Source organism: Massilia phyllosphaerae (assembly GCF_034659755.1).
GTDB classification, from domain to species: Bacteria; Pseudomonadota; Gammaproteobacteria; order Burkholderiales; family Burkholderiaceae_D; genus Telluria; species Telluria phyllosphaerae.
In genome coordinates this window covers 25551-45666 of sequence record NZ_JAXSQX010000002.1, presented here as the reverse complement: position 1 = coordinate 45666, position 20116 = coordinate 25551, and the positions used below count along the sequence as shown (strand labels likewise).

At 69.4% G+C, this 20116-nt stretch carries 15 protein-coding genes; 8 read left to right on the top strand and 7 right to left on the bottom strand.

What is annotated here, in order from left to right:
• Nucleotides 1-206: 206 nt before the first annotated feature.
• Complete coding sequence (gene pepN / locus U1H99_RS08310) at nucleotides 207-2888, top strand: aminopeptidase N (protein WP_323141264.1); 2682 nt, start codon at nucleotides 207-209, stop codon at nucleotides 2886-2888.
• Between the two features lie 21 nt (nucleotides 2889-2909).
• On the opposite strand, the gene U1H99_RS08305 is transcribed toward pepN, so the two are convergent.
• Nucleotides 2910-3269, bottom strand: coding sequence for a hypothetical protein (locus tag U1H99_RS08305; RefSeq protein WP_323141263.1), 360 nt, complete (start codon nucleotides 3267-3269; stop codon nucleotides 2910-2912).
• A gap of 126 nt (nucleotides 3270-3395) precedes the next feature.
• Between U1H99_RS08305 and U1H99_RS08300 the strand changes: the two genes are divergently transcribed.
• The gene (locus tag U1H99_RS08300; RefSeq protein WP_323141262.1) at nucleotides 3396-4235 is read left to right on the top strand and encodes an endonuclease/exonuclease/phosphatase family protein; all 840 of its coding nucleotides are present in this window, start codon (nucleotides 3396-3398) and stop codon (nucleotides 4233-4235) included.
• Nucleotides 4236-4295: 60 nt separating this feature from the next.
• The gene (locus tag U1H99_RS08295) at nucleotides 4296-4745 is read left to right on the top strand and encodes an acyl-CoA thioesterase (protein ID WP_323141261.1); all 450 of its coding nucleotides are present in this window, start codon (nucleotides 4296-4298) and stop codon (nucleotides 4743-4745) included.
• A gap of 22 nt (nucleotides 4746-4767) precedes the next feature.
• Here U1H99_RS08295 and U1H99_RS08290 read toward each other — a convergent pair whose 3' ends face one another.
• Together U1H99_RS08290 and U1H99_RS08285 are read right to left on the bottom strand one after the other, a co-directional pair.
• On the bottom strand, nucleotides 4768-10263 hold the full coding sequence (locus U1H99_RS08290) for a chemotaxis protein CheB (RefSeq protein WP_323141260.1): 5496 nt from the start codon (nucleotides 10261-10263) through the stop codon (nucleotides 4768-4770).
• Nucleotides 10264-10349: 86 nt separating this feature from the next.
• Nucleotides 10350-11576 carry an AMP-binding enzyme gene (locus tag U1H99_RS08285; protein ID WP_323141259.1) on the bottom strand — a complete coding sequence of 409 codons (1227 nt, stop codon included), beginning with the start codon at nucleotides 11574-11576 and terminating at the stop codon, nucleotides 10350-10352.
• A 190-nt stretch (nucleotides 11577-11766) separates the two neighbouring features.
• Here U1H99_RS08285 and U1H99_RS08280 point away from each other — a divergent pair, with 190 nt between their 5' ends.
• Genes U1H99_RS08280 through U1H99_RS08270 form a run of 3 tightly spaced genes read left to right on the top strand, consistent with a single transcriptional unit; the run spans nucleotide 11767 to nucleotide 15310 of the window.
• Nucleotides 11767-12159 (top strand): PAS domain-containing protein, encoded by a 393-nt coding sequence (locus U1H99_RS08280; protein WP_323141258.1) that lies wholly within the window; start codon nucleotides 11767-11769, stop codon nucleotides 12157-12159.
• Nucleotides 12156-13535 (top strand): sensor domain-containing diguanylate cyclase, encoded by a 1380-nt coding sequence (locus U1H99_RS08275; protein WP_323141257.1) that lies wholly within the window; start codon nucleotides 12156-12158, stop codon nucleotides 13533-13535. Before U1H99_RS08280 ends, U1H99_RS08275 begins: the two co-directional genes overlap by 4 nt.
• Nucleotides 13532-15310 (top strand): putative bifunctional diguanylate cyclase/phosphodiesterase, encoded by a 1779-nt coding sequence (locus tag U1H99_RS08270; RefSeq protein ID WP_323141256.1) that lies wholly within the window; start codon nucleotides 13532-13534, stop codon nucleotides 15308-15310. Before U1H99_RS08275 ends, U1H99_RS08270 begins: the two co-directional genes overlap by 4 nt.
• Nucleotides 15311-15313: 3 nt before the next feature.
• On the opposite strand, the gene U1H99_RS08265 is transcribed toward U1H99_RS08270, so the two are convergent.
• Entirely contained in the window at nucleotides 15314-16168 is an 855-nt protein-coding gene (locus U1H99_RS08265) for an aldo/keto reductase (protein ID WP_323141255.1), read from the bottom strand.
• A 352-nt stretch (nucleotides 16169-16520) separates the two neighbouring features.
• Here U1H99_RS08265 and U1H99_RS08260 point away from each other — a divergent pair, with 352 nt between their 5' ends.
• Nucleotides 16521-17714 (top strand): DUF1565 domain-containing protein, encoded by a 1194-nt coding sequence (locus tag U1H99_RS08260; RefSeq protein ID WP_323141254.1) that lies wholly within the window; start codon nucleotides 16521-16523, stop codon nucleotides 17712-17714.
• A gap of 19 nt (nucleotides 17715-17733) precedes the next feature.
• On the opposite strand, the gene arsC is transcribed toward U1H99_RS08260, so the two are convergent.
• The gene (gene arsC, locus U1H99_RS08255) at nucleotides 17734-18084 is read right to left on the bottom strand and encodes an arsenate reductase (glutaredoxin) (RefSeq protein ID WP_323141253.1); all 351 of its coding nucleotides are present in this window, start codon (nucleotides 18082-18084) and stop codon (nucleotides 17734-17736) included.
• Between the two features lie 179 nt (nucleotides 18085-18263).
• Between arsC and U1H99_RS08250 the strand changes: the two genes are divergently transcribed.
• Nucleotides 18264-18893: a 1-acyl-sn-glycerol-3-phosphate acyltransferase gene (locus U1H99_RS08250; protein ID WP_323141252.1), complete on the top strand. Its 630-nt coding sequence runs from the start codon at nucleotides 18264-18266 to the stop codon at nucleotides 18891-18893.
• 29 nt (nucleotides 18894-18922) lie between these two features.
• Here U1H99_RS08250 and U1H99_RS08245 read toward each other — a convergent pair whose 3' ends face one another.
• Both U1H99_RS08245 and ureG read right to left on the bottom strand, forming a co-directional pair.
• Nucleotides 18923-19471, bottom strand: coding sequence for a HupE/UreJ family protein (locus tag U1H99_RS08245; RefSeq protein ID WP_323141251.1), 549 nt, complete (start codon nucleotides 19469-19471; stop codon nucleotides 18923-18925).
• A gap of 16 nt (nucleotides 19472-19487) precedes the next feature.
• On the bottom strand, nucleotides 19488-20111 hold the full coding sequence (gene ureG, locus U1H99_RS08240) for an urease accessory protein UreG (RefSeq protein WP_323141250.1): 624 nt from the start codon (nucleotides 20109-20111) through the stop codon (nucleotides 19488-19490).
• Nucleotides 20112-20116: the final 5 nt, after the last annotated feature.

Here is a 20116-nt window from a genome sequence, read left to right as displayed (position 1 = left end):
AGCGCGGCACCCGAGAGCGGCTCCGGCATACATACAACCCGGAGTCGCTTTCTTCTCCATCGGGTCCTCCTTCAGCAAAAATTTCCTGTACCGGCGCCGCAACCGGTACGTTTAATATTGCTGTCATGATATTCTTGCGCAATTCGTTCTGGCCGTGGCCACAAGCCGCGGCCATGGTCTTCAACCGTCGAACCGCAAGGATCACCGTGAACCGTTCTTCCTCCGCCTTCAGCTCCTCCTTCAGCCTGCGCCTGCTGCCGCTGGCCGTCGCCACTGCGCTGGCCTTCGCCGCCGTCCCTGCCGGCGCCGCCGACAGCGCCGCAGCGAACGCGCCGCGCGCCGAAAACGCCTACCTGTCGCAGCTCGACGCCGCCGCCCGTTCGGCACGCGTCTCGAACGTCGACTACGTGCTGGACTTCAAGCTGACCGGCAAGGAAAACTTCAGCGCCACCACGACCCTGGCGTTCGACCTGAAGGACAATGCATCGGCCCTCACCGTCGACCTCGACAAGGCCACCGTCAAGTCGCTGACCGTGAACGGCAAGAGCGTCACCCCTAAATACAATGGCTGGTTCATCACGCTGGCTGCGCAAGACCTGAAAAAGGGCCGCAACACGGTGACGGTCGCCTACGAGCGCCCGCACAGCACCAACGGCGAGGGCCTGCACCGCATGGTCGATCCGGTCGACGGCCGCGTGTACACCTATTCGCACTTCGAGCCGGCCGCGGCGCACCAGATGTTCGCCGCATTCGACCAGCCCGACCTGAAAGGTACCTACCAGATCAACGTGACGGCCCCGGCCGACTGGACCGTGATCTCGACCACCCGCGAGACCAAGGTCGCGGCCGACGGCGCCGCCAAGCGCTGGACCTTCCCCAAAACCAAGAAGCTCAGCCCGTACAACTTCTCGATGCACGCCGGTCCCTACAAGATGTGGGAAGACAGCAGCGGCACCTACCCGATGCGCCTGTTCGCGCGCCAGTCGGTCGCATCGCAGATCAAGCCGGCCGAGTGGTTCAAGTACACCAAGTCCGGCCTGGCCTTCTTCGACGAGTACTTCGGGGTGCCCTACCAGTTCGAGAAGTACGACCAGATCCTGGTGCCGGACTTCCTGTACGGCGCCATGGAAAACGCCGGTGCCATCACCTTCGCCGAGCGCGGCTTCATGTACAAGGCCGAGATGACGGCCGAGCAGCGCCAGCGCCTGGCCGGCGTCATCATGCACGAGATGGCGCACCAGTGGTTCGGCGACCTGGTCACCATGCAATGGTGGAACGGCCTGTGGCTGAACGAAAGCTTCGCTTCCTTCATGGGAACGCTGGCCACGGCCGAAGCCACCGAATTCAAGGATGCCTGGCGCGCCTTTTACTCCAGCGGCAAGCAGGAAGCCTATGCCCAGGACCAGCGCAGCACCACCCACCCGATCGAAGTGCCGGTGCCGTCGACCCAGAATGCCTTCGACAACATCGACGCCATCACCTACTCGAAGGGCGCGTCGACGCTGATGCAGCTGCGGCACCTGTTAGGGGAAGATGTATTCCGCAAGGGCGTGCACAACTACCTGGTCAAGTACCAGTACAAGAACGCGAAGCTGGACGACTTCATCGGCAGCCTGGGCCAGGCGGCCGGGCGCGACATGAAGGGCTGGACCCAGCAATGGCTTTACCAGCCGGGCGTGAATACGATTACCGCGAATTACACCTGCACGGGCGGCAAGATCGGCAGCTTCACGCTGCAGCAGAGCGCGCCGCAGGAATTCCCGACCCTGCGCGAGCAGCGCGTGCAGGTGGCCGCGTTCCGCCGTGACGGCGAGCAACTGAAACTGGACCGCAAGGTGCCGGTCACCTACAAGGGTGCCAGCACCGCGGTGCCGGGCATGGTCGGCGCGGCCTGCCCGGACCTGGTGTATCCGAACTACGAGGACTGGGGCTTCGTCAAGGTGCAGCTGGACCCGCGCTCGTTCGACAGCGCCCGTGCCCACATCAAGGGCGTCGACGATCCGCTGCTGCGCGCCATGCTGTGGCAGAGCCTGTGGGATGGCGTCCGCGACGGCAAGCTGCCGCTGAACGACTTCATCGCCACCGCGCTGGCCAATGCGCCGGGCGAGAAGGACTACACGCTACTGGGCGACGTGCTGGGCAAGGTCGTGCAGTCCAAGCATTACCTCGACCGCATGCACCTCGACGGCGCCTACACCGCGCAAGCCACGCGCCAGCTCGAAGACATGACCTGGAAAGGCGCCGTGGCCGCCAAGGGCGACGACAACTTCCAGCGCCGCTGGTTCGGCAGCTACCTCGGCGTGGTCAGCTCGCGCGAAGGCCTCGACCGCCTCGCCGCCCTGCTCGACGGCAAGACCGCGATCGACGGCCTGGCCATCAACCAGGACCTGCGCTGGGCCATCATCAGCCGCCTGAACCGCTACGGCTACCCGAACGCCGCGGCGCTGGTGGAAGCCGAGCAGGCGCGCGACAAGTCGGACACCGGCGCCGCCGCGGCGATCGCCGCCACTGTCAGCCGGCCGGACCCGGCGGTCAAGAGCGAATGGCTGGGCACGATCCAGGACCTGCAGACCAAGCTGCCGTTCTCGCGCGTGCGCACGGCGATGGGCAGCCTGTACCCGGCCGAACAGGGCGCACTGGCCGAACAGAGCGCCGCCCAGCGCCTGGCGAAACTGCCCGAGCTCGACAAGGCCGCCGGCACCGTCTACATGCGCTCCTACGGCCCCAGCCTGATCCCGGCCGCCTGCACCCCGGCCAGTGTCGCGCGCCTGCAGGCAGCAAGCACCGGCATGACGGCGCTGTCGGCCGGCACCCGCCGCGCCCTGCTCGACACGCTGCAGGAAGACCAGCGCTGCGTGGCCATCAAAGGGGCCATGACGGCAAAGTAAGTATCGCAGTCAATGCGGCGCTCAGCGCCGCTCGCGGCGGTCCTCGCCGGCCGGCGCCGCCGGCGCGGCCGGACCGCCGCACATCTCCGCTACCCGCGCCCAGGCGCCCTCGGCCTGGCAGTTGAGCGGCGGATGCAGCTCGAGCAGCTTGCCCAGCTCGACCGGCTTCATCGCGTTGACGTGGACGTTGCCGGCGAGCTTGATGCACATGACGTCCTGCCAGGCGGCCTGCACGTTGTGCGGGATCGGAAGCGGACCGCGCAGCTTGCGCGCCGCCGTCTCGCAGGCGGCATGGGTGGCGAATTCGCCGCGCAGGTTGGCCTGGTCGAGGGTAACGTCCAGTCCCTGCTGCAGGTACAGCAACAGAATCATCGTATACATGGCATGGCGCACTCCGTCGAACGTCTACCTAGGACGCCGGCCGCGCCGCCATGTTCCGCACGCCTGATCTGCATCAGCTTGCGGCTTTGCTGCCGCACTAGCCTCGGTATTTTGGGGAGGACGCGCATGATCGAGCTCATCACCTGGAATGTCCAGTCCGCCCGCACGGCGGCCGGCACTGCCGACTGGCGGCAAGTCGCCGCCGCGCTCGGGCGCTTCCCCGATGCCGCCATCCTGTGCCTGCAGAAAGTGGCCAGCGGCTTTACGGCACGCAACGGCAGCCCGGGCGGCGACGGTTTCGCCGCGCTGGCCGCCGCCCTGCCCGCCTGGCACGCGGCCACTGCGGTTGCGCTGGATGTGGCAGGTCCAGATGGCGAGCGGCGCCGGCTGGGCTGCATGACCTTCTCGCGTTTCCCGGTCGTGCAGGTGCTGCGCCATTCGCTGCCGTGGCCGCCTGACGCCACGGTGCCCAGCATGCCACGCGGCGTGCTCGAACTGACGCTGGACAGCCCGCTCGGCCTGCTGCGGGTGCTGAACGCCCACCTCGAATATTTTTCGGAAGCGCAGCGCTTGGCTCAGGTCGACGGCCTGCGCCGGCTGCAGCAGGAAGCCTGCGCCCACGCGCGTTCGCCCAGTCCGGGGCTGGATGCGGGCGGGCCATTCGCCGCCATCCCGCGCGCACGCGACGCCGTGCTGGCGGGCGACTTCAACATGCTGCCCGGCTCGCCTTCCTGGCAGCGCCTGCTGGCACCGTTCGCCGACGGCACGCCGGCCTGGCACGATGCCTGGCAACTGGCCCGGCCGGGCCAGCCGCATGCGCCCACGGTCGGCATCGGCGGCGCCGACCCGTTCACCTTCGACTACGCTTTCGTCGGCGCCGGCCTGGCGCCGCGGGTGCGCAGCGTGCGCATCGACGACGCCCCCGGTGGCTCGGACCACCAGCCGCTGCTGCTGACGCTCGGCTGAGCGCGCCAGGGCGGGCAGCGGCGGTAGAATACCGGGCGAACCAATCAGCAAGGACATGCTTTGGACTGGGATTACCCGAACCCCTACACCCTGCCCCGCGCGCCGCAAGCGGCCGACATCGATGGGCTGAACCATACCAACAACGCGGTCTACGTGCGCTGGTGCGAACAGGTCGGCTGGGCGCATTCCGAAGCGCTCGGCCTGACCCTCGACCACTACCGCGCGCTCGACCGCGCGATGGCGATCCGGCGCGGCGAATACGACTACATCCTGCCGACCGTGCTCGACGAGCCGCTGCTGCTGGGCACGTGGCTGGTGGCCGGCGACGGCAAGCTGTCGATGGCGCGCCGCTTCCAGCTGATCAGGGAAAGCGACGGCGCCACCGTACTGCGCGGCCACTGGGACCTGGTCTGCATCGACATCAGCGGCGGGCGCCCGCGGCGCATGCCGCAGGCCTTTCTCGATGCCTACATGCCGGCCGTGGTGCAGGCCAACAAGGCAGGTAACTGAGCCAGGCAACTGAGGCAGGCAACTAGGACGCTGCCAGGATCCTGATCAGGCTGTCGACTTCGGCCGGCTTGGTCAGGTGATGGTCGAAGCCGCTGGCGCGCGAGCGCTGGCGGTCGGCCTGCTGGCCCCAGCCGGTCAACGCCACCAGCCGGATGCCGTCCGCGCGCCCGTCCTGGCCGATGCGGCGCGCGACTTCATAGCCGTCCATGTCCGGCATGCCGATGTCGAGCACGATCGCATGCGGCGGCGTGCCCGCCAGCGCCTCGATCGCGGCGCGCCCGTCGTAGGCCGCGCTGGCGTCGGCGCCGCGCGCCGCCAGCAGCTGGCACAGCGAGTCGGCGGCGTCGCGGTTGTCGTCGACGACCAGGATCCGTTTGCCGGTCAGCGGCGCCGCGCCGGGGTCGAACGGAGCGTCAGCGAACGGGCCGTCGGCAGTGGCCAGGGCGGCATCCGGGCAATCGGCCAGCGGCAGGCGCACCACGAATTCGCTGCCGGTGCCGGGGCCATCGCTGTGCGCTTCCACGCTGCCACCGTGGAGCTCGACCAGGCTGCGCACCATGGCCAGGCCGATCCCGAGGCCGCTGTCGGTATGGCCATCCCTGCCGTGCGGTTGCGAAAACATCTCGAACACCAGCGGCAGCTGCTCGCTGCTCATGCCGGTATCGCGCACGCTCACCACGGCCTGGTGATCCTCGCGGCGCGCCGCGAGCCAGGCCTGGCCGCCGGCCGGCGTGTACTTGGCCGCATTGTTGAGCAGGTTGGCGAAGACCTGGGTCAGGCGGACCTTGTCGGCATCGAGCCGGAGCGATCCGTCCACCGCGTCCACCGTCAACTGCTGCCCCTTCTGCTCGAAGCCCGGCAGGCTGGTTTCCACCGCACTGTTCAGGATATCGGCGAGCGCGACCGGCGCCCGGCGCAGGTCGACCTTGCCGCGGCTGATGCGGCTGACTTCCATCAGGTCGTCGACCAGGCGCACCATGTGGCGCACCTGGCGCTCGACCATCGCCAGCAGCCGGTCGGCACGGCGCTTGCCCTGCGGGTAGCGCAGGAACTGCAGCGCGTTGCTGATCGGCGCCAGCGGGTTGCGCAGTTCATGCGCCAGGGTGGCGAGGAACTCGTCCTTGCGCCGGTCGGCTGCCTTCAGCGCTTCTTCCGCCAGCTTGCGTGCGGTGATGTCCTGGAACACGATGGCGACGCGGTGGCTGCCTGCCGGCGCCGGCCCGGAAACCGCATCCGATGCCCCGGCCGCGTCGGCGTCGACCGCCCGCCACACATGGAAGTCATACCAGCGCCCGAGTGTCGCCACGTAGCGTTCCAGTCGCTCGGGCGTCCCGCTGCGGATAACGCGGTCGTAGATCTGCAGCCAGTGCGCCTCCACCCCCAGCATCAAGTCGCCGAAGCGGCGATTCACGAAATCCGGCACGCCGGTCAGGCGCGCGGCGGCCGGGTTGCCTTCCAGGTAGAGCGCATCGACGGCGCCTCCCTGGCCGTTGTACAGCACCTCGGCCACCACGAAACCTTCGTCGATCGATTCGAACAGCGCGCGGTAGCGCAATTCGGACGCACGCCGGGCGGCGTCGGCTTCGCGCCGTGCGGTTACGTCGCGGAACAGCAGGCCGAACCGGTTTTCCGAATGCTTGAAGGCGACCGTGTCGAACCATTTGCCGAAGCCGGCCGCCCAGGCCTCGAAATCCACCGGCTGGCCGCCGTCGACCACCCGGCCGTAGGTCTCGATCCAGTAAGGCTCGATGACCGGGTTGACCTCGCGCGCGGTCCGCACCACGGCCTGCGCCGGCGGAACGCCGGTCTGGGCCCAGGCCTGGTTCAGCTCGAGGTAGCGCCAGTCGGCCGGACGGCCGGTCTCGTCGCGGATCAGCTCCGCGAGCGCGAACCCCTCGCCCATGTTTTCGAACAGCAGCCGGTCGCGCCGCTCGCTTTCGCGCAGCGCGGCTTCCGCGTGCTTGCGCTCGGTGATGTCGGTGAACAGCACCGCGACGCGGCGGCTGCCTTCTTCGCCGAGACGGAAGATGTTCAGGTCGAACACGCGCCCGAGCGTCATCTCGCCCTCTTCGACACGGATCGGCACGCCGGTCTCGGCGGCGCGGCCGTAGAGTTCGGCCCAGTGCGGGTTCGGGGTGCCGAGCAGCCCGATCGCGGTGCGGCCCACCGGGTAGGGCATGCCGGTATGGCGCATGAAGGCCGGATTCACTTCGAGGAACAGGAAGTCGTGCCAACGGCCGTCGGCATCGGCCATGACCTCGACCACGGCATAGGCCTCGTCCATTTCGTTGAACAGGGCGCGGTACTGTTCCTCGCTGGCGCGAAGGGCCAGCTCGACGCGCACGCGCTCGGTCACGTCGCGCCAGAACATGGCGACGCCACCCTCGTCGGTCGGGTAGGCGTCGAGTTCGATGTGCATGTCGTAGCCTTCGCCGGTGTAGTGGTGGGCAAGATGCTGCTCGACGCCCTCCTCGACTACGCGCCGGCATGCCGGCCCGACCGGCGCGTCGACCGATCCGGGGAAGGCATCCCAGTGCGAGCGGCCCAGCAGCGTGGCGCGCGAGCGCCCCAGCAGGCGCTCGGCGGCGGCGTTGACGCCAACGATGCGGTACTCGCGGTCGAGCACCGAATGGGCGTCGCCCATGCGTTCGAGGATGCTTTCCGCGCGCCGCTCGGCGCGCGCCGCCGTCGCCTCGGCGCGGATGCGTCCGATTGCGTTCCAGGTACGTTCGGCCACTTCCTCGACCAGTGCGATCTCGTGGCGCGTCCAGCGCCGCGGCGTTGCGCTGATGGCGAACATCGACCATGGCCCGCCGTCGCCGTCGCCCTCGCCCTCGCCTTCGGCATTGCGCAGCGTGGAGGCCAGGAGCGCGCGCATGCCGGGCGGGCCATCCTGCAGGTCGTCGGCCGCCAGCATGCGCCCTGGCGGCGCGCGCAGCACAGTCGGCGCATCGGACAGCCGGAACGTGGCGGGCAGCGGCGGCACCCGCTCGTTGCCGGTCTGCTGCGTCACCTCGGCGCGGCCGGCGTCGGGCTGCCAGGCAAGGATGCAGCAGCGGTCCAGGCGCAGCTCGGCCGCGAGCATGTGCAGCGCACGCCTGGCGACAGCCTCGGCACTGTGCTCGCCGCGCATGGCGTCGGCCAGCGCCAGCAGGAAGGCCTGGCGCTGCGCGCTTTCCTGCAAGGCTTTTTCGGCCGTGCGGCGGCGGGTGATGTCGAAGAAGGTCATCACCACGCCCTCGACGCGCTGGTAGGCGGTGTGGTAGGGATGCACGCGCACGATGTAGTCATGACCGTCGGTGCTGCGCAGTTCGCGCTCGATCGGCTGCTGGCTGGTGAACACGCCGGCGACGTCGTCCAGCAAACGCGTGCTTTCGAGCCGGTTGCTGATATGGGCCAGCGGCCGGCCGACGTCGGCGGGGATGATGTTGAAGATGCGGGTGACGTGCGGCGTGTAGCGCAGGATCTGCATCCGCTGGCCGAGGAACAGGGTGGCGATGTCGGTCGAGGCGATCAGGTTGCTCAGGTCGTCGTTGGCCTTGGAGGTCTCGTCGAGCCGGATCTGCAGCTCGGCATTCACCGTGTGCAGCTCTTCATTGCGTGACTGCATTTCCTCGCGGTTGAGTTCGAGGTCCTCGATTTCCGCGCGCAAGCCGTCCACGGTGTCCTGCAGGCGCCCGTTGGCGTGGTGCAGCACTTCGCGCGCGGCTTCGGCACGTTCGATCGTCTGCTGCAGGTTGTTGCGGGCCTGCAGCAGCGCATCTTCCAGCGCCTGCACCTGCGGTTCGGCGGCGCCGGCGTCCGTCGCGGACGCCGCCCCCGCCGCTTCGAACTGCACCAGCATCCAGTCGCCGCCTTCCGCCGACGGGGCCGGCAGCGGCAACACCGACAGGCTGACCAGCTGCGCCCGGCCGCCCTGCTCGTAGCGGATCGGGCCGGAACGTGCCGGGCTGCCGCTGGCGGCGGCAGCGGACAGCAGGGTGCGCAGATCCTCGCGCAGCGCCGGCAGCACCAGCGCCAGCACCTGGGTGCTCGGCTCGCCGCCGCCATAGCCGAGGAAGCCGGCCGCGTGCTCGGCGACGTGGACTACCTCGGCGCGCGCGTTCAGCAGCAGGCTGGGCGGCGCGAAGCGTGCCAGCGCGCGCTGGTGCAGCTCGGCCACCGACGGCAGCGGCGCATCGTGGCGGGCCGCGGCGCCGGCGCGCGGCGGCGCTTCCCTGCGCACCAGCCGCGGCGGGAAGTGGCCGGCCGGCCTGGCGAAGGGCATGGCCTGGTACAGCCGGTGGCGCGCGTCCACCGCGCTGAACAGGTCGGGTGCCCCGTCCGCACTGTCCGCATCGCCGAGGAACAGGTAGCCGCCCGGCTTGAGCGCCTGATGGAATATCTCCAGCAGGTGGCGCCGCGTGCCGTGGTCCAGGCCGGCCAGCATGTCGCGGCAGGTGATCAGGTCCAGGTGCGCGAAGGCCGGGTCGTGCAGCGGGTCGTGGCGGGCGAACAGGATGCGGTCGCGCAGCAGCCGGCGCACCTTGACCTGGTCGCCGTCCTCGACGAAAAAGCGCGCCAGCCGCCCTGGCGCCACGTCGGTGGCGATGGTGGCGGGATAGCGGCCGGCGCGCGCGGCCGCTATCGCGTCTTCATCGGCGTCAGTGGCGAAGATCTGCATCGCCGGCGCACCGGCGTCGCTGCCGGCGCGCTCGGCCAGCAGCATCCCGAGCGAATAGGCATCCTCGCCGGTGCCGCAGGCCGCCACCCAGGCGCGCGGCGGCTGGTCCGGACGGCGCTCGTGAAATACCTGCGGCAGGATGGTCTGCTCGAGCGCGTCGAGGGCTTCGCGGCTGCGGAAGAACCGCCTTGCGGGCGCCCGGCCGGCGCTGCGGGCGTGCTGCCGGCGGCGGCGGCTGCGCAAGGTATCGCGCACCTCGGCCAGCCGGACAGGAATCTGGGCCGCGCGCAAGACCACATCCACCATGCCCGAGTCGATCGCCGCCTGCGGCATGCCGCGCTCCTCGGCGTCGCCCGGCAGCTGCGCGATCGTGACGCCGCCATGCGCCTTGATATGGGCCAGGCCGGCCGCGCCGTCGGATCCGGCCCCGGACAGCACGACGCCGACCGCCAGTTCGCCATAGGCTTCGGCCACGGTGCGGAAGAACACGTTGACCGTCATCGGAATGCCGAGCGCACATCCCTGCTCGTCGGCGACCAGGTGGCCGTCCTCGATCCGCAGGCTGCGCCCGGGCGAGATCAGGTACACCCGGTCGGGCACCAGGCGCATGCGCTCGCTCACGCCCAGCACCGGCATCGCGGTGGCGCGTTGCAGCTGGCGCTCGGCCAGGCCGGGCGCGTCCGGCGCGAGGTACAGCACGACCACCAGCGCCATTCCGGGCGCCGGCGGCATGCGCTCCAGCAGCCGGACCAGGGCCGGCAAGCCACCGGCGGACGCGCCGATAGCGACGACCGGAAACGGCAAGGTCGCGCTGGAGGAAGCGTCAGTCGCATCGACTTCTTGCTGCTCATCCATAACGGTCGGGCCATGCTTATGCTGTCAGGGCAGCATATCAGTAGATCAAAAACCGTGGCAACGGTGACAAAGTTTCCGTGCGTGCTTCATTCGGCATCGATGATCCAGTCGGCCGGCTTGCCGCTGGCCTGGCGCGGCAGGCGTTTGCCGAAGGTCCAGGCCGCCGGCCGTTCCGGCGTCGACAGGCGTTCGCCGGCCCAGGCCGCCAATGCCGCGCCCAGCGCGGCGCGGTCGCTGTCGTGGCCGGCCCGCGGCACGATGAAGGCCTTCAGGCGACTGCCCTCGTCGGGCCGCATCAGGCGCACGGACGCCTGCGCCACCGCCGGATGCATGCACAGCACCTCCGCCACATAGCCCGGGAACACGTTGGTGCCGCCCACCTGCACGGCGTCGTCGATGCGCCCCGCCGGCCGGAAGCGCCGCGCATCGATCCATTCCAGCTTGTCCTGCAGCGGATAGCGTGCGACGGCGCCGTCCGGCAGCCGCCGCGCCAGTGCGGGCACGCCGTCCGCGCCCTGCCAGTAGGGGAACAAGGTGAACGGTGCGGCGGCCGCCTCGCGCCAGCCGACGCCGCCGGTTTCCGAGCTGCCGTACACCTGCAGCAGGCGCAGCCCGGCGCCGGCAAGGTCGCCGGCGAGCGCGTCCGGACAGGGTGCGGTCGAGCTCACGCCGGCGATGTCCGGCCCGAACGCCGGCTGCAGGCGCGCCAGCGCTTCCCACCAGCCCGGATGGGCCACCACCAGGTCGCCGGGACGCAGCAGGCCCAGGCAGGCAGCCGGGCCGGCCGCGCGCAGGTCGATCACCGCGTCGACGCCGAGCGCGCGCGGCAGCAGCGCCGTGAACAGGAAGCCGTAGATGTGGTGCGAAGGCACCGCGCTCAAAATCCGGACGCGGCCCGGCAGCAGGCTGGCCAGCACTTCGGTTTCCTGCCACAGCGTGGCCAGCGCGTGGCTGCAGCGCTTGGGCGTGCCGGTGCTGCCCGAGGTGCGGAAGGTGACGGCCTGCGCGCCATCCGCCTCCAGGCCGGCGCGCGCCGCCGCCACCCACGCCTCCAGCACCGGATCGGCCAGCAGGCGTGCGTCGACGTCGCCGCCGCGCAGGTGCAGCGCTTCGGCCAGGGCCGTGCCCATGCCCAGCAGTTCGAGCGAATCGGCGCCCAGGTCGTGGATGAAATGGCAGGTGCGCGGCCATGGCGGGGCCGGCGGCGGCCGCCCCGGACGGGCCTGGGCCAGCTCGAAAGCTAGGATGTCGGTAACGACCCGCAGCAGGGTCGGATCGTGCCGCCACCAGGCGGCGGGTAGGGCGTCATTCATGCGATGATGTGGAGGTTCGGGGGCAGCGTAGATGGTGAGGCCGGCCCCCAACACTGTCAATTACTCAACGAAATGCTTGCGAGACACAAGTAAGACACAATCAAGCACGATTGATTTGACATCGACATGGGGCCATGTCACCATGCATTTCTTGACTGCAACATCCAGACCCGAACTTGCTGGAGCCCTCATGACTACCGCGACCGCCCTGTCCTTTACCACCCCGGCCCTGCTCGACCAGCTGGCGCAACTGAATGCCGACCAGCTCGACGAGCTCGACTTCGGCGTGATCGGCTTCGACGCCGAGACCAACGTCTGCCGCTACAACCGCACCGAATCGGAAGCCGCCGGCCTGACCGGGCCGCGCGTGCTGGGCCAGCCCTTGTTCACCAACGTCGCACCCTGCCTGAACAATTTCCTGGTCGGCCAGCGTTTCGAGGACGCGGAAGACGGCAACACCGCGCTGGACGACACCATCGACTACGTGCTGACGCTGCGCATGCGCCCGATCAAGGTCAAGCTGCGCCTGCTGGCCGAGCCGGGTGGCGCGGTGCGCTACGTCCTGGTACAGCGCCGGCTGTGAGCCTGCAGGCTTTCGCGGAGGACGCCAACACGCGTCTGGCCGCCGAGCACGAGGCGCTGATGCAGTTCCTGTACCTGTCCCCGGTGGGCCTGGTGCAGACCGATATCGGCGGCGAGATCCTGATGATCAACCCGATTTCGGCCCAGCTGCTGATGCCGCTGGCGCACGACGGCAACCTGGTCAACCTGTTCGAGGCGCTCGAAGGCGTGGCGCCCGAGCTGCGTCACCTGTGTGCGGCGTTCACGCGCCCGAACGGGATGGTCTGCGACGGCCTGCAGATCCACCTGAACTACCCGAATTATGCCGGCGGCGGCGCCCTGCGCCCGCGCCGCAGCCCGCAGGTGCTGTCGCTCAGCCTGCTGAAACTGGACGACACGCGCCTGATGGCGGTGCTGTCCGACGTCAGCGAGCAGGTGCGGCGCGAACGCCAGCTGCGCCAGAACGACGCCTGGTTGAACGCCCTCCTCACCAGCATCACCGATTATGCGCTGGTCGGCCTCGACCGCGAGGGCCGGGTATGCGAATGGAACGAGACCATCGGCCGCGTCATCGGGCATTCCGAAGCGCTGGTCGGCAGTTCGTACGCGGTGTTCTATCCGCCCGACGCGATCACCGACGAACAGGTGCACGACCGCCTGCGCGAAGCCGACCAGAACGGCTGGAACCTGGACGAAGGCGCGCGCGTGCGCGCCGACGGCAGCCGGTTCTGGGCCAGCGCCATGATCTCCCCGATTCCGGACCGCGACCTCGAGCCCATGGACCCGGACGCGCCGGCCTACTGCATGGTCGTGCGCGACATCAGCGACAAGCGCGAGGCCATCGAGACGCGCCGCAAGTCGGCCTTCTGCGATCACCTGACCGGCGTCGCCAACCGCCGCGCCTTCTTCGAGGCGGCCGAACTGGAACTGCAGCGCAACCGGCGCGCACCGCGCCCGACCGCGCTGATCCTGGTCGACGCCGACCACTTCAAGGGCATCAATGACCGCCACGGCCATCCGGGCGGCGACGCCGTGCTGCGCCAGCTCGGCCTGGTCCTGACCGCGACCTTTCGCCAGGTCGACGTGGTGGCGCGCATCGGCGGCGAGGAATTCGCGGTGCTGCTGCCGTCGTCGACGCTGGCGGGTGCGGCGGCGGTGGCCGAGCGCCTGCGCCAGGTGGTGCAGGCGCAGGTGGTGGCCTTCGAGGGCGCCTCCATCGGCGTCACGGTCAGCGCCGGCGTGGCGGCCAGCGACGGTGTCGACCTCGACCTCGAGACCCTGATGAAACGCGCCGACCGCGCCCTGTACGCCGCCAAGGCCGGCGGCCGCAATCGCGTCGAATCGTGGACCCCGGCCCTGTCCGGGCCGGCCGGCCGGTCGGCGGGGGAACGGCAATGACGCAGCCCGAGAATATCGACGCCTACGAGGCGCTGGTCCAATTCCTGTACCGCGCCCCGATCGGCATGGTGCAGACGGGCCTGGACGGCACCGTCGAGATGCTCAACCCGATGTCGTCCAACCTGCTGATGCCGCTGGTGCACGACGGCAGCATGGACAACCTGTTCACCGTGCTGCAGGACGCCGTCCCGCAGCTGGCGCGCATGGTGTCGGCCTTTAACTCCCCATCCGGCGTGGTATGCGAGAGCCTGCGCATCCAGCTCGGCGCGGCCGCCGGCCCGGGCGCGCCGCAGGTGCTGTCGCTGAGCGTGCTGAAGCTCGACGGCACGCGCCTGATGGCCACCGTCAGCGACGCCACCGCCGAGGTCCAGCGCGAACAGGAACGGCTGGCGCGGCGCCTCAAGAACGAAGCGCGCATCGACACCCTGACCCGGATGCCGAACCGCGAGGCGCTGCTCGAGCAGCTGCAGCAGATCCTGGCGCGCCCGCGCGGGACCGCCGGCTACGCCCTGCTGTTCATGAATTGCGACCGCTTCCGCCAGATCAACGATACGCTCGGCCAGCAGGCCGGCGACCGCCTGCTGCTGCAGATCAGCGAGCGCTTGCGCGCCGCGCTGCGCCCGCCCAGCGACCGCATCGATCCGGGTGCCGGCGGCGGCCAGATGGCGGCGCGCATCGGTTCCGACGAATTCGCGGTGCTGCTGGACGGCATGCGCTGTCGCGAAGATGCCGAGCGGGTCGCGGCGCGCCTGCTGGACTCGCTGTCGAAGCCACATTCGCTGGGCGGCCAGGAAGTCACCTGTACCCTGAGCCTGGGGATGGTGTGGAGCGACGATGCCGGCGACGCCGCCGGCGAGATGCTGCGCGACGCCAGCATCGCCATGATCGAAGCCAAGCATGCCGGCGGTGCGCGCTGCGTGCAGTTCGAAACGGCCATGCGCGAACGCGCCGCGCGCCGCGCCGACATCGAGGCCGACCTGCGCCTGGCGCTGGTCGAGGACCAGCTGTTCGTGGTGTACCAGCCGGTGGTCGGGCTGTGCGCCGACGGCGGCACCGACTTCAACGCCGGGGTCGAGGCCTTGGTGCGCTGGCAGCATCCGCAGCGCGGCGTGGTGCCGCCCTTCGAATTCATCCAGGTGGCCGAGGAATCGGGCCTGATCGGCGCGCTCGGCGACTTCGTGCTGCGCCGTGCCTGCCGCGACTTCGCCGCCTGGCAGCACGAACTGGGCACCCGCGCGCCGCGCCTGCTGGCGGTGAACCTGTCGCGCGCCCAGCTGAGCGAAGCCGGGTGGCCGCAGACCGTGCGCGAGGTGCTCGACCAGAATGGGATGCAGGCCGCGGCATTGCAGCTGGAAGTGACCGAGAGCCTGGCCGCCCAGGATCAGCAGGTGCAGCAGCGCCTGCACGAGCTCAAGGCCATCGGCATCACCTTGGCGCTCGACGATTTCGGTACCGGTTATTCATCGCTGTCGAGCCTGCACCAGCTGCCGGTCGATACGGTCAAGATCGACCGCTCCTTCGTGTGCCAGGCCGACACCAGCCACCATCACCAGGTGCTGATCGAAGCCACCGTCAAGGTGGCGCAGAGCCTGGGCATGAGCACGGTCGCCGAAGGCATCGAGACCGAGGCCCAGCTGGCGGCCGTGCGCGCCCAGCAGTGCGCCAAGGGACAAGGCTACCTGTTCAGCCGGCCCCTGACTTCGGCCTCGCTGCTGGACTGGCTGCGCGACAAGATGCCGGCGCCGGCCGCGGCGCCGTTCATGGCGCTGGTCTAAGCTTCAGCGCATCTCCAGCGGGCGGCTTCGCTTCGGCGGCGGAAAGCCCGCGTCCAGCGTCGCCATGTCGTCGTCGGTGAGACGCGGCGCCAGGTCGAGCGCCGCGCGGTTGGCGCGCACGTGCGCCGGCTGCACCGCCTTCGGGATCGTCACCACGCCCTCTTGCCGCAGCAGCCAGGCCACTGCCACCTGGGCCGGCGTCACGCCATGCCGCGCGGCCACCGTGTGCAGCTGCGGACGGCCGAGCAGCGGCGCCTGGTCCGCCGCATTCGATTCGAGCGGCGAATACGCCATCACCGGAATGCCCTGCTGGCGGCACCACGGCAGCAAGTCCCATTCGATGCCGCGCCGCGCCAGGTTGTACAGCACCTGGTTGGCGGCGATATTCTTCCCGTGCGGCAGGGCGGCCGCTTCCTGCATGTCGTCGAGGTCGAAATTGCTGACGCCGAAGTCGAGGATCTTGCCCTCGTCCCTGAGGCGCGCAAAGGCGTCCAGCGTTTCCGCCAGCGGCACGCCGCCGCGCCAGTGCAGCAGGTAGAGGTCGAGGCGATCGGTCTGCAGGCGGCGTAGGCTGCGCTCGCAGGCGGCGCGCACGCCGGCGCGGTCGGCGTTGTGCGGATACACCTTGCTGACCAAAAACACCTCGTCGCGGCGCCCGGCGATCGCCTCGCCCACCACTTCCTCGGCGCCGCCCTCGCCATACATCTCGGCGGTATCGACCAGCGTCATCCCGAGTTCCAGCCCGAGCCGCAGGGCCGCCACCTCGTCGGCGCGCGCGCCCGGGTCCTCGCCCATATACCAGGTGCCCTGGCCCAGCACCGGGATCGTGCGGCCAGAAGCCAAGCTCAACTGTTTCATGTGTCCTCTCTCAACCGGGGTCAGCGCCCGATTTTTGGTAAGTTCTCTTGTTCAATTCTAGCGGTTTGGCGCCGCCTTTTGCGCCACGCAGGGCCATGCGCCTGCCGGTGCCTCCTGACCGGCGCCGGTGCGATAAGCCGAGCAATGTTTTAAAAGACATGTCCAAAAATCGGGCTCTGACCCCGGGTTGCGCGCCGTCATGGGTGGGGCTGCCGGATGGGACCTTTGGTGGCGCGTCTTGCCACCTTGGGTAGGCGTTGCGGGTGCTCAAGCGCGCGTTTGAGGTACACGGACTTGCCGGCGGATCGGCCCCGCACACTGGGGCCGCTGGCTGAACCGGGACCCGATGATCATGAATCCGACCTTTTTGCCTTTTTGCCGGGGTTTGCCGGCGCTGCTGGTTTGCCTGCTGGCTTGCGCCGGCTGCCGCGTCAAGGAGGCCCCCACCGTGACCGTCACGCCCCAGGTCGTGCCGACCGAGCTGTACGTCGCGCCCGATGGCCTGGACAGCAATCCCGGCACCCGCAGCGCGCCGCTGCGCACGCTGGCGCGGGCCGCGCGGCTGGTGGCGCCCGGCACCATCGTCAACGTACTGCCCGGCACCTACCACGGCGGTTTCCGCACCGACGTCAACGGCTTGCCGAATGCGCGCATCGTGTTCCGCTCGAGCGAGCCGGGGCACGCGCGCATCGTGCCGCCGCCGGTGTCGGGCAGCGACGTGGCCTGGGACAACCGCGCCAGTTACGTCGACATCGAGGGCTTCGAAGTCGACGGCAGCACCCAGGTCGACGGCGCGCAGGCGCTCGGGGTGGCCGCCAGCACAGGAAAGAAATGGAGTGTCGGCATCTACAGCGGGGGATCGTACAACCGCATCGCCGGCAACCACGTGCACCACGTCGCCAACACGATCGCCTGTACCACGTCCGAAGGTGCCGGCATCGGCGTCGACAGCTTCTACAAGGGCAGCCATTCGGAAGTCAACGCCAACAGCGTGCACGACATCGGCCCGCCTGGCTGCCGCTTCGTGCACGGCATCTACATGAATGCGCCAGGCGGCATCCGCAACAACATCGTCTACCGGATCTCCGGCAGCGGCATCCTGCTGTGGCACGATGCGCACGATGTGCTGGTGGCCAACAACACGGTGACGGCGTCCGAAACCGGCATCCTGGTCGGCGGCGGCGACTTTTTCCACAGCAAGGGTCCGAACGACCACACCCGCGTGATCAACAACATCGCCTACGACAACCGCCACGGCATCACCGAACTCGGGGCCACCGGCGCCCACAACAGCTACCGCAACAACCTGGTCTTCCGTAACCTCGACGGCGACTGGCAGCTGGCACAGGGCATGCGCCACAGCGACACGGTGGCGGCCGAGCCGGGCTTCATCGCCTACGACCGCGGCGGCGCCCCCGACTTCCGCCTGGCGGCCAGCTCGCCGGCGATCGGCAAGGGCTTGCGCGACGAAGCCGGCGGACCGGATTTCTACGGCAAGGCGCGCGCCGGCGCGGGGCCGGTCGACATCGGCGCCGCCCAGCACTGAGCGGCCATGCCGCCGCGGCTTACAGGATCTCGTGCACCAGCTCGGCCGGGCGGCACAGGCGCACGCCTTTCGGGGTGACCACGATCGGGCGATTGATCAGGATCGGGTTGGCCACCATCGCGTCCAGCAGCGTGTCGTCGCCGGTCGCGGGATCGTCCAGCCCGAGTTCGGTGTACAGCGCTTCCTTGCTGCGCACCAGCCCGCGCACGCCGACGCCGCTGCGCGCCGCCAGCTCGGCCAGCTCGGCACGGGTCGGCGGCATGGCCAGGTATTCAATCACCTGCGGGTCGATGCCGGCATCGCGCAGCAGCGCCAGCGTGGTGCGCGAGGTGCCGCAGCGGGGGTTGTGGTAGATCCTGACGTCCATCATTGTCATCCTTGTTGACGAGGCAAGGATGATACCGGCAGCGCCGGGGGGCTTCCAGTTTTTTCTTGTCCGCGCAAATGTCCCGCTATAGAATGCCCGGTTTGCTTGCCGAACCGCAATATAAATACCGAGGCTTGCAGCAAGTGCAACTGAGAGGCCGCCCACGGCCCGACGGAGAGAACATGAATGACTATCTGATGCGCCCGGCGGGCCTGCCAACCTGGCGCCAGCGCACCGCCCTGCGCCTCTTGAACCTGATCGGCTGGCAATTCCACTTCAAGCCCCTTCCCGGCCCGCACGGCATCGCCGTGGTCTACCCGCACACCTCGAACATCGACTTCCCCGTCGGCTTGCTGGCCAAGTGGGCGGTCGGCCTGCAATTCCGCTGGCTGGCCAAGGATTCGCTGTTCCGCGGCCCGATGGGTGTCCTGATGCGCTACTGGGGCGGCGTCGCGGTCGACCGCAGCGCGCCACAGGGGGCGATCAAGCGCCTGGCCCAGACCATGCACGCTTCAACATGGTTCTGGCTGGCGGTCACGCCGGAAGGCACGCGCAGCTACCGCCCCTACTGGAAGAGCGGCTTCTACCGCATTGCCCTGGAAGCCGACGTGCCGGTCGCGCTGATCGCGATCGACTACGGCAGGAAGATCATCGACGTTACCCGCACCATGACCCTGACGGGCGACGAGGCAGCCGACATGGCGGCCATCGCCGCCCGCTACGAAGGCGTGCGCGGCCGCTTCCCGAAAGACATGGCGCCGATCCGCCTGGCGCCGAATTCGCCGGCCGGCGGCACCGACAGCGCCTCCTGATAGCGTCCCGGGCCAGCCCGGGCGCGATCTCAACCCGCCTGGGCCAGCAGCACCGCACCGGCCGCGCCGATGGCGGCACCGGCCAGCCGGCGCACGCGCGTACCCGGCAGCGCCCCCAGCGCCATGATCGCCGCGCTGGCCAGCAGGAAGCCGGCGCCGCTCGCCATCCCGGCCAGTTCGCGTCCGTGCGCCAGCCCGTGCAGGAAGCCGCAGCAGCCGACGGTCAGCACCGACAGCGTCGGCGGCACCCGCAGCGCGAATGCGGCCAGCACGCCGAACAGCAGCACGGTGGCGGCGATCGAGGTTTCCAGGGCCGACACGGCCGGCAGTACGCCCGCCATCGAGGCCCCCAGCGCCATCAGCACCAGCAGCACCGGCGGCAGCACGAAGCCGCGCTGCTGCTGGCGGCTCCACAGGCCGACGGCCAGCAAGGCCAGCAGGTGATCGAACCCGGTCAACGGGTGCAGCAGGCCGGCCGTGAAGCCGCTTTCCACGGCATGTCCCGGGTGCGCCATTGCCGGCAGCGCCAGTGCCAGTCCCGCCAGCGCGGCCACTCCATATCGAACCATCTTGCGCATGTTTTCTCCCTGTTGATTAGTGATCGAGCAGTCCCTGCTCGCGGATGAAGTCGACCACCGCCTGCACGCCTTCGCCGGTGCGCAGGTTGGTGAACACGAAGGGCCGCGCGCCACGCTGGCGGCGCGCATCGCTGGCCATCACGTCCAGGTCGGCGCCCACGTGCGGCGCCAGGTCGGTCTTGTTGATGATCAGGAGGTCGGAGCGGGTGATGCCCGGCCCGCCCTTGCGCGGGATCTTCTCGCCGCCGGCGACGTCGATCACGTACAGCGTCAGGTCGGACAGCTCGGGGCTGAAGGTGGCGGCCAGGTTGTCGCCGCCGGATTCCACCAGCACCAGCTGGAGCGCGGGGAAATCGGCCTGCAGGCGCGCGATCGCTTCCAGGTTGATCGAGGCATCCTCGCGGATCGCCGTGTGCGGGCAGCCGCCGGTCTCGACGCCCATCAGGCGCTCGGGCGGCAGCGCGTTGGCGCGCAGCAGGATCTCCATGTCTTCGCGCGTGTAGATGTCGTTGGTGATGACGGCCATGTCGTAGTCGTCGCGCATGGCCTGGCACAGGCGTTCGCAGAGCGCGGTCTTGCCGGAGCCGACCGGGCCGCCGATGCCGACCCGTAAGGTCGAAAGTGCGGGATTCGATGTCATATCAG